Source organism: Achromobacter veterisilvae (genome assembly GCF_900496975.1).
Lineage (GTDB): Bacteria > Pseudomonadota > Gammaproteobacteria > Burkholderiales > Burkholderiaceae_B > Achromobacter > Achromobacter veterisilvae.
This window is the reverse complement of sequence record NZ_UFQC01000023.1, coordinates 48456-60621: the sequence shown is the minus strand read 5'-3', so window position 1 is coordinate 60621 and position 12166 is coordinate 48456. Positions and strand designations below refer to the sequence as shown.

General features: G+C 66.8%; 17 protein-coding genes and 1 tRNA gene. 7 read left to right on the top strand and 11 right to left on the bottom strand.

Going from position 1 to position 12166, the window contains the following annotated elements; genetic code table 11:
* Positions 1 to 53: 53 nt before the first annotated feature.
* The 3 genes from AVE30378_RS20445 to AVE30378_RS20435 all read right to left on the bottom strand — a co-directional run bounded on the left by AVE30378_RS20445 (position 54) and on the right by AVE30378_RS20435 (position 1216).
* Positions 54 to 398 carry a hypothetical protein gene (locus tag AVE30378_RS20445; RefSeq protein ID WP_129242735.1) on the bottom strand — a complete coding sequence of 115 codons (345 nt, stop codon included), beginning with the start codon at positions 396 to 398 and terminating at the stop codon, positions 54 to 56.
* A 334-nt stretch (positions 399 to 732) separates the two neighbouring features.
* Positions 733 to 809, bottom strand: a tRNA-Met gene (locus AVE30378_RS20440).
* A gap of 20 nt (positions 810 to 829) precedes the next feature.
* On the bottom strand, positions 830 to 1216 hold the full coding sequence (locus AVE30378_RS20435; RefSeq protein WP_244235110.1) for a hypothetical protein: 387 nt from the start codon (positions 1214 to 1216) through the stop codon (positions 830 to 832).
* A 163-nt stretch (positions 1217 to 1379) separates the two neighbouring features.
* Here AVE30378_RS20435 and AVE30378_RS20430 point away from each other — a divergent pair, with 163 nt between their 5' ends.
* Both AVE30378_RS20430 and AVE30378_RS20425 read left to right on the top strand, forming a co-directional pair.
* Positions 1380 to 2819, top strand: a complete 1440-nt coding sequence (locus AVE30378_RS20430; protein WP_129242733.1) for an aminotransferase-like domain-containing protein — start codon at positions 1380 to 1382, stop codon at positions 2817 to 2819.
* The gene (locus AVE30378_RS20425) at positions 2816 to 3379 is read left to right on the top strand and encodes a DedA family protein (protein WP_129242731.1); all 564 of its coding nucleotides are present in this window, start codon (positions 2816 to 2818) and stop codon (positions 3377 to 3379) included. The genes AVE30378_RS20430 and AVE30378_RS20425 overlap by 4 nt, the downstream gene beginning before the upstream one ends.
* Positions 3380 to 3390: 11 nt before the next feature.
* On the opposite strand, the gene AVE30378_RS20420 is transcribed toward AVE30378_RS20425, so the two are convergent.
* Both AVE30378_RS20420 and AVE30378_RS20415 read right to left on the bottom strand, forming a co-directional pair.
* Entirely contained in the window at positions 3391 to 3624 is a 234-nt protein-coding gene (locus AVE30378_RS20420; RefSeq protein ID WP_129242729.1) for a hypothetical protein, read from the bottom strand.
* A 227-nt stretch (positions 3625 to 3851) separates the two neighbouring features.
* Complete coding sequence (locus AVE30378_RS20415) at positions 3852 to 4097, bottom strand: hypothetical protein (protein ID WP_043548951.1); 246 nt, start codon at positions 4095 to 4097, stop codon at positions 3852 to 3854.
* A gap of 167 nt (positions 4098 to 4264) precedes the next feature.
* Between AVE30378_RS20415 and AVE30378_RS20410 the strand changes: the two genes are divergently transcribed.
* From AVE30378_RS20410 to AVE30378_RS20390, 5 genes are all read left to right on the top strand, one after another.
* Positions 4265 to 4870, top strand: a complete 606-nt coding sequence (locus AVE30378_RS20410; protein ID WP_129242727.1) for a hypothetical protein — start codon at positions 4265 to 4267, stop codon at positions 4868 to 4870.
* A 110-nt stretch (positions 4871 to 4980) separates the two neighbouring features.
* Positions 4981 to 5439 (top strand): Lrp/AsnC family transcriptional regulator, encoded by a 459-nt coding sequence (locus tag AVE30378_RS20405; RefSeq protein WP_129242725.1) that lies wholly within the window; start codon positions 4981 to 4983, stop codon positions 5437 to 5439.
* A gap of 42 nt (positions 5440 to 5481) precedes the next feature.
* Positions 5482 to 5790, top strand: coding sequence for a hypothetical protein (locus tag AVE30378_RS20400; RefSeq protein WP_129242723.1), 309 nt, complete (start codon positions 5482 to 5484; stop codon positions 5788 to 5790).
* 73 nt (positions 5791 to 5863) lie between these two features.
* Positions 5864 to 6844, top strand: coding sequence for a 4-hydroxythreonine-4-phosphate dehydrogenase PdxA (gene pdxA / locus AVE30378_RS20395; RefSeq protein WP_129242720.1), 981 nt, complete (start codon positions 5864 to 5866; stop codon positions 6842 to 6844).
* Between the two features lie 151 nt (positions 6845 to 6995).
* On the top strand, positions 6996 to 7973 hold the full coding sequence (locus AVE30378_RS20390; protein ID WP_129242718.1) for a bile acid:sodium symporter family protein: 978 nt from the start codon (positions 6996 to 6998) through the stop codon (positions 7971 to 7973).
* 114 nt (positions 7974 to 8087) lie between these two features.
* Here the strand turns inward: AVE30378_RS20390 and AVE30378_RS20385 are convergent, their stop codons facing one another.
* From AVE30378_RS20385 to rpsF, 6 genes are all read right to left on the bottom strand, one after another.
* A complete protein-coding gene (locus tag AVE30378_RS20385; protein ID WP_129242716.1) occupies positions 8088 to 9470 on the bottom strand; it encodes a replicative DNA helicase in 1383 nt (460 codons plus the stop codon).
* Positions 9467 to 10306, bottom strand: coding sequence for a BUD32 family EKC/KEOPS complex subunit (locus tag AVE30378_RS20380; protein WP_129242714.1), 840 nt, complete (start codon positions 10304 to 10306; stop codon positions 9467 to 9469). Before AVE30378_RS20380 ends, AVE30378_RS20385 begins: the two co-directional genes overlap by 4 nt.
* A 98-nt stretch (positions 10307 to 10404) precedes the next feature.
* Positions 10405 to 10860, bottom strand: coding sequence for a 50S ribosomal protein L9 (gene rplI, locus AVE30378_RS20375; RefSeq protein WP_129242712.1), 456 nt, complete (start codon positions 10858 to 10860; stop codon positions 10405 to 10407).
* 14 nt (positions 10861 to 10874) lie between these two features.
* Positions 10875 to 11147 carry a 30S ribosomal protein S18 gene (gene rpsR, locus AVE30378_RS20370; protein ID WP_006218308.1) on the bottom strand — a complete coding sequence of 91 codons (273 nt, stop codon included), beginning with the start codon at positions 11145 to 11147 and terminating at the stop codon, positions 10875 to 10877.
* A gap of 109 nt (positions 11148 to 11256) precedes the next feature.
* Positions 11257 to 11580, bottom strand: coding sequence for a primosomal replication protein N (gene priB, locus AVE30378_RS20365; protein WP_129242711.1), 324 nt, complete (start codon positions 11578 to 11580; stop codon positions 11257 to 11259).
* 51 nt (positions 11581 to 11631) lie between these two features.
* A complete protein-coding gene (gene rpsF / locus AVE30378_RS20360; protein ID WP_129242709.1) occupies positions 11632 to 12006 on the bottom strand; it encodes a 30S ribosomal protein S6 in 375 nt (124 codons plus the stop codon).
* Positions 12007 to 12166 lie beyond the last annotated feature (160 nt).

Below are 12166 nucleotides of genomic sequence, written 5' to 3'. Positions count from 1 at the left end.
ACAATCGCTGTGGGCAACTTTGCCCCGGGCGGCCCGGGGCGCCGCTTTGCGCACTAGGCGCGGACCGCCGCCTGCATCGGCCCCGACCAGGGCTCGGAGTCCAGTTCGAACCGCAATTCCTGGAATTCGCCGTCCACCGCCACCGAAGGCAGCAGCCCCGCGCCCATCGCCTGGCCGAGCGCGCGGCGGCAGAGGGTTTCGGGATCGTCCGGCAAGGACTGGAAGACGCCGTCCGGGATGCGCAGCCGCAGCAGCGCCTGGGGATCGCCGCGCTCCGCGGGGCGGCCGATATGGATATGGGCGGGATAGCCGTGGGGGCACCAGATGCCCACGTGGTACTTGCCTTCAGCGCCGGTGTCGGCGACGTAGCCGGGATGATCGTATTTTGCTGTTCCCATGGACCCTCCTCGAATGCGGCAACCTAGCGCGCGTGCCCCATCGTAGCGCAGGGCCGCCACCGTGTGCGGCCGCGGCGCACCCGGGAAAGCCCGGGATGGAACAAAGGTTTGACCCAGGGCAAGGCTTCCGGCGGAAAGCCGCGAGCCGGGCGGTGGCAAAGACAGAAAATGCCGCCACGCCGCGCACGCTACACGCGCTGGCGGCCCCCCCGAGGGGGCGTTTTTTGTCTTGGGGCGGCAGCAGCAACAAAAAAGCCGCGATATGAATCGCGGCTTTTTTCGAGGAAGGGCGCATTGGCATGCGCCGCCCGGGTGCCCGGGTCCTGCTTGAAACTGGTTGCGGGGGCAGGATTTGAACCTACGACCTTCGGGTTATGAGCCCGACGAGCTGCCAGACTGCTCCACCCCGCGTCTGATGTGTGAATCATACATCATTTTGAAATCTTGTGCAGCGCACCCAGGACTTTTTTTTGGTTTTCCGCCATGCCGGGCCAAAAAAAAGCGGTCATATGGCGCAGCAGGCGGCTTGCCAGGCCCGGCCGGTCCAGGCAAATCACCTCCGCGGACACGATGGCCGTTATCCGCGCCACGCCCCCGTAGGCCAGGCCGTGCCCCTCGCCCGCGTTGACTCGCGCGGAGACCGCGCCAGGCAATCCTCCCGCGGCTTCCAGGCCGATCACCGGTTCGTCGACTCGCACGCTGCCGTCGACGCAGACGATGGTAGCGCCGGCGCGCAGGACGAGTTGCCGGCTGGCGCCGGCGGCAAGCGCCAAGCGGCGGGCGCGGATATCGGGGGCGAAATTCGAGTTCATGGCCATCTCCTGTCGGACAACTACAGGCTACCCGCCCCCTGCTATGCGCAACAGCCACACAATTCTGCTTTCTGTACCGATGCAGATCCTCGATTTTCAGGCTGTTATGGTGTACTTTGCATGGATCTGTGCCTAGTCTCATTCCAACCTCGGGGAGCATGATCGGCGCATGGATCCGCAACCGCTCTATCTACGCCTGGCCAACCACTACCGGCGCGCCATCCAGGCGGGCGTGCTGGCGCCGGCGCAGCGCATGCCCTCCGTGCGCACGCTGGTGCGCACCCATCACGTCAGCCTCTCCACCGCGCTGCAGGCCTGCCGCCAGCTCGAGGACGACGGGCTGATCGAAGCCCGGCCGCGTTCGGGATACTTCGTCCTGAAGCCGCGGCGCAACAGCATCCCCCCCGTCGGCGAGCCCGACATCCGCCAGACGCTGGGCGCCGCCCAGTACGTGGGCATCCACGACCGGGTGTCGGACTTCGTGGCCAAGTGCGACGCGCATCCGGTCAGCGCCAATTTCGCGCTGGCCGCGGCGATGCCGGAGGCCTATCCCATGGAAGCGCTCAAGCAGGCGATGACGCGCGCGCTGCGGCAGTCGCCCGAGGTGCTGGTCAGTACGGTCCCGCCGCAAGGGCATCCGGCGCTGCGCACCGTGCTCGCGCGCCGGGCGCTGGCCAACGGCATCAATGCGGCGCCCGACGACGTCATCGTCACGCACGGCTGCATCGAAGCGCTGAACCTGGCGCTGCGCGCCGTGGCCCGGCCCGGGGACACCATCGCCGTCGAATCCCCCGCCTACTTCGGCCTGCTGCAGGTTCTGGAAAGCCTGGGCATGCGGGCGCTGGAAATCCCCACCAGTCCTCAGCACGGCCTGTCGATCGAGGCGCTGGACCTGGCCTTCCAGACGCACGGCGATATCCGCGCCGTGGTCGTGGTGCCCAATTTCCACAACCCCCTGGGCTGCGTCATGCCCGAGGCGGAAAAGGCCCGGCTGGTGGCGCTGTGCGAACGCCAGCAAGTGCCGCTGATCGAAGACGACACCTACGGCGCGCTGACCGACGACGACACGCCGCTGCCCGCAGCCAAGTCCTGGGACGCGACCGGCAACGTCATCTATTGTTCGTCCATGCACAAGACGCTGGCCCCGGGCATGCGCCTGGGCTGGCTGATCGGCGGCCGCTGGAAGGCGCGCATCGCCATGCTGAAATTCGCCCAGAGCCGCCCCAACGAACCGCTCGCGCAAATGGCCGTGGCGGAATTCATGGGGTCCCGCGCCTACGACCGCCATCTGTCGCGGCTGCGCCGCTACCTGAAGGCCCAACGCGACCAGACCGCCGAGACCATCGCCGCGCATTTTCCGGCGGGCACCCGTTTGAGCGTGCCCCAGGGCGGCCTGCTGCTGTGGGTGGAAATGCCCGGCGGCCGGTCCGGCCTGGACGTCTTCGAGACTGCCCTGCGCCAGGGCATCCGGGTCGCGCCGGGCTCGATGTTCTCGAACGGCACCCGCTACGACCACTTCCTGCGCATCAGTTGCGGGCAGCGCACCACGCCGGACATCACCATGGCCTTGCAGACCCTGGCCCGCATCGTCGGCGAGCGGCCCAGATGAATCCGACGCTGCACCAATTCATCGTCGACTACGGCCTGTGGGCGGTGCTGGCCGGCACCTTCCTGGAAGGCGAAAGCGTGGTCGTGCTCGCGGGGTTCCTGGCGCACCAGCGCCTTCTGCACCTGCCCGACGTCATGCTGTTCGCATTCGCGGGGTCGTTCGCGGCGGACCAGTTGCTGTTCTACCTGGGCCGGCGCTATCGCGACAACCGCTACGTCAGGCGGGTCCGCGGGCAGCCCGCCTTCGCGAAGGCGCTGGCGCTGGTCGACCGCTATCCTCACGGCTTCATCCTGGCCTTGCGCTTCCTCTACGGCCTGCGCACCGTCGGCCCCGTGGCCCTGGGCGTGTCGCGCGTGTCGCCGCTGCGGTTCCTCGGGCTCAACGCCATCGCGGCCGTCATCTGGGCGGTGTGCTTCAGCGCGCTGGGCTACGCTTTCGGGCAGACGATCGAATCCCTGCTTGGCCGCCTGCATGGCGTCGAGACCAAGCTGGCGGTGGCCGCCGCGATCGGCGCGGCCATCGGGCTCGCCTACCATCTGTACGCCAGGCGCCGCAAATAGCCCCGGCGGCGTCAGAACACCAATTGGCCGCTGGCCAGCAATACGTGGCGGCGCCGCGCCTTGCGGTACCAGGCGCCGACCAGCGGCAAGCGGGCCAGGCGGCGCAGGATGGGATGGCGCTGATCGAAGTCGTGCCAGGCCTTGAAGCCGTGCCCCATGCGCTCCCAGCTCTGGCGCGCTTCGGGCGAGAGTTTGCCGGGGTCGAATGCCGCCAGCTTTGCCGCTTCCGAAACGCGCGCCATCATCGATCCGTCCCGGCCTTCCAATGAATACTGATTCCGCATGGGGGCGCATATTACCCGGCTTGGACGCCCCGTGACGGGCGGGGCGGCCAAGCCTCGGCATGCGCGGCTGGAGCCGCCTTTGACCGCCTCGGCCAAGCCCTTGTAATCAAAGGGATTTGCGCAGCTATGCCCGCGCTATCCCAAGGCTTGTCCACAGAAGTTGTGGGTAACTTACCGGTTTGCCGCGCCTACTTCAGGGCCGCGGCGATCATGTCGCGCACGCTCTCGAATCCGGCCACGTACTGCGGGTTCTCGGAGCGGGCCAGCAGGCTGGAGTAGTTCTGTTCCAACTGGGCTTCGATCGCCTCGCGCAGGCCGGGCGAGGCCTTGACCAGGTGCAGCATCGACAGCAGGGTCGAATTCAGCGCGTCGATACGGCCGCCCTGGTGCGAAATGGTATGCACGATGACGGCGATTTGTTCCTGGATGTCCATGGGTAAGTCTCCTGGCAATGAAAGTCGGCGCAAATCCTAGCACGGGCCCCGCCGGCGCTAGGCAAGCCCGGCGCGGCGCGCTAGCATGAAAGCGTAGCCGCAAGGGCGCCCCGGCGCACGCCGCCGGCCCCGTTTCCGCGGCGCCCGGAGCAAAACGGAGCGCGCTCATGAAGACGATCCAGAACTATGCCCCCCCGGACGCCCTGTCCATGCGACGCTTGCAGGACAGGCTGGGATACAGCGACGCGCGCATGGCGGAGCTGGCCGGGCTGGACGCCGCCACCCCCTGGTCCAGTTACGTGGGCGGCCCCGAGCCGCGCTCGCTGGGCCGGCAACGCCTGTTCTTCGTGGCCGCCCGCCTCGCCCTGGACGAAGAGGCGTGGCAGCGCGTGCTGGCCGCCATGCACGAATTCGGCGCCCGCTTCGACTATGCGGAACCGCCGGCCGCCGACGCTGCCCCCGCCCCGGAACCCGTGGCGGACGAGGAACGCAAGTTCGGCATGCTGCTCGTCAGCCGCAACGGCTCCTTCCACGAAATGGAACAGTTGCGCGAGTTCGCGCATTTCGCGCACGAACTCGACGTCAGCCGCTTCGTGCACTCAGCCTTCTACGACAGCGACATCGACCTGTGCCGCTTCAGCTTCGCCGACCACGACGGCCTGGACGCGGCGAGTCGCGACCGCATCTTCGACGCCGCGCGCAAGACCATCACGCGCTTCGAATTCGACGGGCGCGTCTACCAGGGCGGCATTCCTCCGGAATCGGACGGCTAGGGCGTGTCCGCGTCAAAAAGCGCCGCGCCTGGACCCCGCATTGACGCGGGCCGGCCGGGGCCTGTACCGTCGGCTCTCGCGCCCTCGCGCTCAACGCCACGGCCTACCGCATGAACGAAAGACTCGACGCCATCGACCGGCAACTGCTCAGCCTGCTGCAAGCCAATGCGCGCGAACCGGCGGCCATCCTGGCGCGCAAGCTCGGGCTGGCCCGCACCACCGTGGTGGCGCGCATCGCGCGGCTCGAACGCGAGCACGTCGTGGCCGGCTACGGCGTGCGCCTGGGGCGCCTGCTGGAAGAAGCCGCGGTGCGCGCCTATTGCTTCATCAGCGTGCTGCCCAAGACGCCGGCCGCCGTGATCCGCGAACTGGAGAAAATGCCGGAGGTCGAGGAAGTGTCGTCCGTCAGCGGCCCCTACGACTACCTGATCTTCCTGCGGTGCGAAACCCACGAGCAGCTTGACGGACTGCTGGACCGCATCGGCCTCATCGACGGCGTCAAGCAGACCCAGACTTCCATCGTCCTCAGCCGCAAGCTCGACCGCCGCAGCGCCGTCGGCGCGCCGTGAAATGATGGTGTAATGGTGCCTATCGCGATTCCAGGACCCTCCATGCTTGCTCGTCTTGCCCCCGCCGCCGCCCTGCTCACTCTTCTGGCCGCCTGTTCCAGCATGAGCGAGGTCACATCCGTCGGCAAGGACACCTACAGCGTCACCTACAGTTCCGGCACCCAGTTGCTGACCTGGGTCGAGATCAAGAACCAGACGCTGCAGCGCGCCGAGCAGTACTGCCAGTCCACCGGGCGCAAGCTGCAGAAGCCGAAGATCACCTCCAATCACGCGACCGGCCTGGGCTCCAAGCGCGCCACCGTCACCTTCGAATGCGGCGTCATCGAACCGCCGAAGGACGCCAAGCAGTAACGCCGGCCCCGCCGCGGGCGCGCCCGCGAACGGGTGTAGCATTATCGGCATCGCAACCCCGACCCCAATCACCGTGAACAGCTCCCTGCCCGTGGGAATCACCATGGGCGATGCCGCCGGCATCGGCCCCGAAATCGTCGTCAAGGCATGCGCGCAAGGCCTGAACGCGCCTTGCGTGGTGTACGGCGACGCCGGCGCGCTGCGCCGCGCCGCGGCCCAACTGGGCGCGCGGCTGACGGTCGCCGAGATTTCCGGCGTGGGCCAGGCCAGCGGCGATGCGGGCCATATCGACGTCATCGCCTGCGGCCCCGCCCTGCCCGCCGACCTGCCCCTGGGACAGGTCAGCGCGGCCGCCGGACGCGGCGCCTACGATTACGTTTGCGCGGCCATCGACGATGCGCGGGCCGGCCGCATCCGCGCGATCGTCACCGCCCCGCTGAACAAGAAATCCATGCACGCCGCCGGAATCGACTACCCCGGCCATACCGAGATCCTGGCGGAACGCTCGGCCACGCGCGACTTCGCGATGATGCTCGCCAACGACGAACTGCGCGTGCTGCTGGTGACCATCCACGTCGCGCTGGCCGACGTGATCGCGCGCATCACCCCGGAAGCGGAACTGACGGCCATGCGACTGGCCGACAGGGCCTGCCGGCAAATGGGCATCGCGCATCCCCGGATCGCGGTGGCGGGCCTGAACCCGCATGCCGGCGAAGGGGGAAAGTTCGGCCGCGAGGACATCGACATCATCGAACCCGCGATCGCCGCCGCCCGCGCGCAGGGCATCGACGCCAGCGGCCCCTGGCCCGGCGACACGATCTTCATGCGCGCCCGGCGCGGCGAGTTCGACATCGTGGTGGCGCAATACCACGACCAGGGCCTCATCCCGGTGAAGTACCTGGGCCTGGACCATGGCGTCAACGTGACGGTGGGGCTGCCCTTCGTCCGCACCAGCGTGGACCACGGCACGGCCTTCGACATCGCCGGCAAGGGCCTGGCCGACCACGCCTCGCTCGTGGCGGCGTTCGACCTCGCGCTGGCGATGACCCCCTGAACGCGGCGCGCGCCGCGTCCGCATCGGCACAATCCGCGACCGCCGCCGCGCGGGGCGACACCCGCCTGTCAGGAAGCCCGGCCCGCCCGGGTCTACAATACGCCCCGTTTCCGGCGCCTCGCGGCGCTTTCCGTCCGTCCCCCGATCCTCCATGTCACGTCTCGCCAGCCTTCTTCCCGACCGCTTCACCCTCTACCTGATCTGCACCGTCATCATCGCCAGCATCGTGCCCGCCCACGGGCAAGGCGTGGTCGTGTTCGGCTGGATCACCAACATCGCGGTCGGCCTGCTGTTTTTCCTGCATGGGGCGCGGCTGTCCCGCGAAGCGATCATCGCCGGCCTGACGCACTGGAAGCTGCACCTGACGATCTTCTCGGCGACCTTCCTGATGTTTCCCCTGCTGGGCCTCGCGCTCAAGCCCGTGCTGGAACCGCTGGTCACGCCCGAGCTCTACCTGGGCATCCTGTTCCTGTGCTGCCTGCCCGCCACCGTGCAGTCGGCCATCGCCTTCACCTCGATGGCCCGCGGGAACGTGCCGGCCGCCGTATGCAGCGCCTCGGCCTCCAGCCTGCTGGGCATCTTCCTGACGCCCCTGCTGGTGGGCACCGTGGTGGCCAACGCGGGCAGCGCGCCGATCTCGTTCGACGCCGTCGGCAAGATCATGCTGCAGTTGCTGCTGCCTTTCGTGCTGGGCCAGTTCGCGCGCCGCTGGATCGGGGCCTGGGTCCACAAGCGCAAGGCCATGCTGAAATTCGTCGACCAGGGCTCCATCCTGCTGGTGGTCTACACGGCGTTCTCCGAGGCGATCAACGAAGGCCTGTGGAGCGCCACGCCGATCCCCGCCCTGCTCGGGCTGCTCGTGTGCTGCGCCGCGATCCTGGCCCTGGCGCTGGGCCTGTCGGCCTTGGCCGGCAAGGCGCTGGGCTTCAATGTCGAAGACCGCATCACGCTACTGTTCTGCGGCTCGAAGAAAAGCCTGGCCAGCGGGATCCCGATGGCGCAGGTGCTGTTCGCCGGCCACGCCGTGGGCGCGATCGTGCTGCCGCTGATGCTGTTCCACCAGATCCAGTTGATGGTCTGCGGCGTGCTGGCCGCGCGCTTCGGCAAGCGGCCGGACATTGACGGCTGAAATGTGGGTGGGTGTTCCGCGGGCCTGGGTGTCAGACACCCGGGGAGGCCTGCTTCAATCCGTAAGCGCGTCTCGTACGGGTGTCTGACACCCGACTAGTGTCTGACGCCTGGGTCAGTACATGTCCCGCGGCTGCGCGCCGGAGAAGTTCAGGAAGCGCGTGCTGGATCCCTGGAAGGTCAGGCGCACGCTGCCGATGGGACCGTTACGCTGCTTGCCGATGATGATCTCGGCGGTGCCCTTGTCCGGCGAATCGGGGTTGTAGACCTCGTCGCGGTAAATGAAGAGAATCACGTCCGCGTCCTGTTCGATGGCGCCGGATTCGCGCAGATCGCTCATCACGGGACGTTTGTTGGGGCGCTGTTCCAGGCTGCGGTTCAACTGCGACAGCGCGATCAGCGGGCAGTTGAGTTCCTTGGCCAGCCCCTTGAGCGAACGGCTGATTTCCGACACTTCGGTAGCCCGGTTCTCGCCCGAACCATTGCCCGACATGAGCTGCAGGTAGTCGATGATGATCAGGCCGAGCTGGCCGCACTGGCGCGCCAGGCGGCGCGCGCGGGCGCGCACTTCCATCGGGCTGAGCGCGGGGGATTCGTCGATGTAGACCTGCGCGTCCTGCATCAATTGCACGGCATGGGTCACGCGCGGCCAGTCCTCGGCGATCAGCTTGCCGGTTCGCATGCGGTGCTGGTCCAGCAGGCCGACCGAACCCAGCATGCGCATGGCGAGCTGCACGGCGCCCATTTCCATGGAGAACACCGCCACGGGCAGGCCTTCTTCGATGGCGACGTGCTCGCCGATGTTCATGGAGAACGAGGTCTTGCCCATGGACGGGCGGCCGGCCACGATGATCAGGTCCCCGCCCTGCATGCCCGAGGTCATCTTGTCCAGGTCGGTGAAGCCGGTGGGCACGCCCGTCACGTCGGAGGTGCTCTCGCGGTGGTAGAGCTCGTCGATGCGTTCCACGACCTGCGTCAGCAGCGGCTGGATCTCCTGGAAGCCGGCGGCGCCGCGCGCGCCTTCCTGGGCGATCTGGAACACCTTGGACTCGGCTTCGTCCAGCAACTGGCGCGCCTCCTTGCCCTGCGGATTCATGGCGGCGGAGGAGATCTCGTCGGCGATGGACACCAGCTTGCGCAGCATCGCGCGCTCGCGCACGATCTCGCCGTAGCGGCGGATGTTGGCCGCCGACGGCGTGTTGTGGGCCAGCGCGTTCAGGTAGGCCAGGCCGCCGGCGTCCTCGGCCTTGCCGGCGCTGACCAGCGATTCATGGACGGTGATGACGTCGGCCGGGCGCGCCAGCCCGATCAGCCTGGCGATGTGATGCCAGATCAGCCGGTGGTCATGGCGGTAGAAGTCCTCTTCGACCAGCACGTCGGCGATGCGGTCCCACGCCGCGTTGTCGAGCATCAGCCCGCCCAGCACCGACTGCTCCGCTTCGATGGAATGGGGAGGAACGCGCAGGTATTCGAGCTGGGAGTCGGCGGGTGTGTTCATGGCTTCAATAGTAACGGCTGCAGAATATCCGAGACCCGGAAGAATCCCTGGATATCGCGGGAAGGCAGGCGGCCCAGCACGGCGCGCAAGGGGGCGGCGGTGCCGCAAAGCAGGCGCGCCAGGCGCGTCAGGCGGGCCTTGACCTCGGGATCGGGGTTGTGCTCGAAATAGACGTCGAGGGCCAGTGTACCCAAGGTCCGGGCCGTGTCGTCCGGCAATTTGCGCAAAGACGCCAGCGAAGACAGCATCTGGAACAGATCGTAGGCCTGGGCAAGCGGGCGCGACAGGGTCGAACCGATATTCTCTTCGAAATCGATGCGCCACAGTTCGCCGTCGCGCAGTGTGACGTTGCGTATCTGCGCGCCGCCATGCCACATGCCGCGGGCATGGAAGGCGGCCAGGTCGGCCGCGGCCGCCCGGGCCAGCCACAGCCTGGAGGTCGTCTCTTCGTTGCGGATCAGGTCGGCCAGGTCCTCGCCCACGTATTCCAGCACGAGCAGGCCTTGTTCCTGCCACCATACTTCGGGGACGCGGCAGCCCGCCTTCAGCAGTTGCCCGAGCCGCAGGGACTCGTGCGCAAGGCCGTTGCGCAGCAGCACGCCGGGCCGCGGGAATTCCCCCAGGAACAGCTTGCAGCCCACCCCCAGGAACAGGGCGCGCGTGTAGCGCATGACGTAGCTGATGCCGCGGCCGATGCTGGGGCGCCGCCGCTTGATGATGCAGCGCACGCCGTCTATCGTTACGTCCCGCACCGAGGGTTCACGCGACGCGTCCACGCTGTCGAGCCAGGCTCGCAGGCCGGGAGGGGCGTTGTGATGAACGGGTGGCTGGGTCAAGGGGTCCTCTGGGAAAACGCCGCGCCTGATGCTAGGCAGGAAACTAGGCAAAAAAAAGCCGGCGCGCGGGCCGGCTTTTTTTCACTGCCGGTACCGGCTTAGGACAGTTCGCCTTCGACCAGAACCGTGACGTCCACCAGGACGTCGGCGTGCAGGGCAACCTGGATCGGGAACTCGCCGACCGACTTCAGTTGACCGTTGGGCAGACGCACTTGCGCCTTTTCGACGGCTTCGAAACCGGCCTTCTTCAGACCTTCGGCGATGTCGGCGTTGGTGACCGAGCCGAACAGGCGGCCGTCGACGCCGGCCTTCTGGACGACCTTCAACTGGAAGCCGGACAGGCGCTCGCCCAGGGCTTGGGCAGCGGCCAGCTTTTCAGCCTGGGCCTTTTCCAGTTCGGCGCGGCGGGCTTCGAATTCCTTCATGGCGGCGTCGGTTGCGCGACGGGCCTTCTTCTGGGGAATCAGGAAGTTGCGGGCGTAGCCATCGCGCACGCGGACGACTTCGCCGAGGTTGCCCAGGTTGACGACTTTTTCGAGCAGAATAACTTGCATTTCAATGCCCCGGATTAGTTGTGGTTATCGGTGTAAGGCAACAGGGCCAGGAAGCGCGCGCGCTTGATGGCCGTGTCCAGTTGGCGCTGGTAGATTGCCTTGGTGCCGGTCAGGCGAGCCGGGATGATCTTGCCGTTTTCTTGCACGAAGTCGCGCAGGGTGTCCAGATCCTTGTAGTCGATCTCTTCCACGCCGGCGGCGGTGAAGCGGCAGAACTTGCGACGCTTGAAGAGCGGGTTCTGCTGCGTGAATTTGCGTTTTTCTTTGCGTTTTCCGAAGAAAGCCATGATATGTGCCTCTTTGTTTGAGGGGGCCGGTTTTTACCCGAATCGGGTCCGAATCCCCATAACCTATCCGTATTCAGAAGGCGCTCATCGCGCCTCTTGCTCATTCCCTTCAGGCCACCTGCGGATCGCGTCCCGCACTGCCGCCGATCTTGCGCGCCTGCTGCAAATGCAGCTTGACCTTCACCGAGTCCTTGCGCGCGGGAGCCAGAAACCCCTGCACCAGCAATTCGGACCCCAAAGCGGTGTTCTTCAACAGCAGCGCCAGATCGCCCAACGCCACGGCCGTGATCGTCAATTCGACGCGGCGCGGAAGGCCGGCTTCAATGACTTCGGACTCGTGGGCCAGCAGCATTTCCAGCGCTGGCAGTCCGGCGGGAGTGTGGCGCAAAGGCTCGCATTCGAGAACGCGGGCGCTGAGTTCCAGCTTGTTCATCCTGCCAGGCACCAAGGTGACCACATGGGAAGAGCTCTGCGTGAGCCCTGCTTACTCGGCCTGAGCCGCGGCCGCTTCCGCCGAAGCCTTGCGGGCTTCTTCGCGCTCGACCGACTTCATCATGATCGAGGGCGTGGTCTGGGCCTTCTTGGTCTTGATGACCAGGTGGCGCAGAACGGCGTCGTTGTAGCGGAACGAGTGTTCCAGCTCATCCAGCGTGGCTTGGCCGCACTCGATGTTCAGGCAGACGTAGTGAGCCTTGACGAGCTTCTGGATCGGGTAGGCCAGTTGGCGGCGACCCCAGTCTTCCAGGCGGTGAACCGAGCCGCCTTGGCCCGTGACCAGCGCTTGGTAACGCTCGACCATGGCGGGCACTTGCTCGCTTTGGTCGGGGTGAACGATAAACACTACTTCGTAGTGACGCATGAGTAAAACTCCTTGAGGATGTCTCGCCGGCCTGGCGTCTTGCACCCGCGCTTTCCATCACGGATGTCGTGGCTTGCACGCAAGACGTCGGCCCGCAAGGGGCAGCCCGCTACCCAAAAACCATGGGCGGTCGAGCAAGAAAGCTCTCGATTATCACCGA

What these genes read in the sequence shown, in the direction of transcription:
- AVE30378_RS20445 (WP_129242735.1), bottom strand. Translation starts at nt 398, where the DNA reads ATGGGAACAGCAAAATACGATCATCCCGGCTACGTCGCCGACACCGGC.
- AVE30378_RS20435 (WP_244235110.1), bottom strand. Translation starts at nt 1,216, where the DNA reads ATGGCCATGAACTCGAATTTCGCCCCCGATATCCGCGCCCGCCGCTTG.
- AVE30378_RS20430 (WP_129242733.1), top strand. Translation starts at nt 1,380, where the DNA reads ATGGATCCGCAACCGCTCTATCTACGCCTGGCCAACCACTACCGGCGC.
- AVE30378_RS20425 (WP_129242731.1), top strand. Translation starts at nt 2,816, where the DNA reads ATGAATCCGACGCTGCACCAATTCATCGTCGACTACGGCCTGTGGGCG.
- AVE30378_RS20420 (WP_129242729.1), bottom strand. Translation starts at nt 3,624, where the DNA reads ATGATGGCGCGCGTTTCGGAAGCGGCAAAGCTGGCGGCATTCGACCCC.
- AVE30378_RS20415 (WP_043548951.1), bottom strand. Translation starts at nt 4,097, where the DNA reads ATGGACATCCAGGAACAAATCGCCGTCATCGTGCATACCATTTCGCAC.
- AVE30378_RS20410 (WP_129242727.1), top strand. Translation starts at nt 4,265, where the DNA reads ATGAAGACGATCCAGAACTATGCCCCCCCGGACGCCCTGTCCATGCGA.
- AVE30378_RS20405 (WP_129242725.1), top strand. Translation starts at nt 4,981, where the DNA reads ATGAACGAAAGACTCGACGCCATCGACCGGCAACTGCTCAGCCTGCTG.
- AVE30378_RS20400 (WP_129242723.1), top strand. Translation starts at nt 5,482, where the DNA reads ATGCTTGCTCGTCTTGCCCCCGCCGCCGCCCTGCTCACTCTTCTGGCC.
- AVE30378_RS20390 (WP_129242718.1), top strand. Translation starts at nt 6,996, where the DNA reads ATGTCACGTCTCGCCAGCCTTCTTCCCGACCGCTTCACCCTCTACCTG.
- AVE30378_RS20385 (WP_129242716.1), bottom strand. Translation starts at nt 9,470, where the DNA reads ATGAACACACCCGCCGACTCCCAGCTCGAATACCTGCGCGTTCCTCCC.
- rplI (WP_129242712.1), bottom strand. Translation starts at nt 10,860, where the DNA reads ATGCAAGTTATTCTGCTCGAAAAAGTCGTCAACCTGGGCAACCTCGGC.
- rpsR (WP_006218308.1), bottom strand. Translation starts at nt 11,147, where the DNA reads ATGGCTTTCTTCGGAAAACGCAAAGAAAAACGCAAATTCACGCAGCAG.
- priB (WP_129242711.1), bottom strand. Translation starts at nt 11,580, where the DNA reads ATGAACAAGCTGGAACTCAGCGCCCGCGTTCTCGAATGCGAGCCTTTG.
- rpsF (WP_129242709.1), bottom strand. Translation starts at nt 12,006, where the DNA reads ATGCGTCACTACGAAGTAGTGTTTATCGTTCACCCCGACCAAAGCGAG.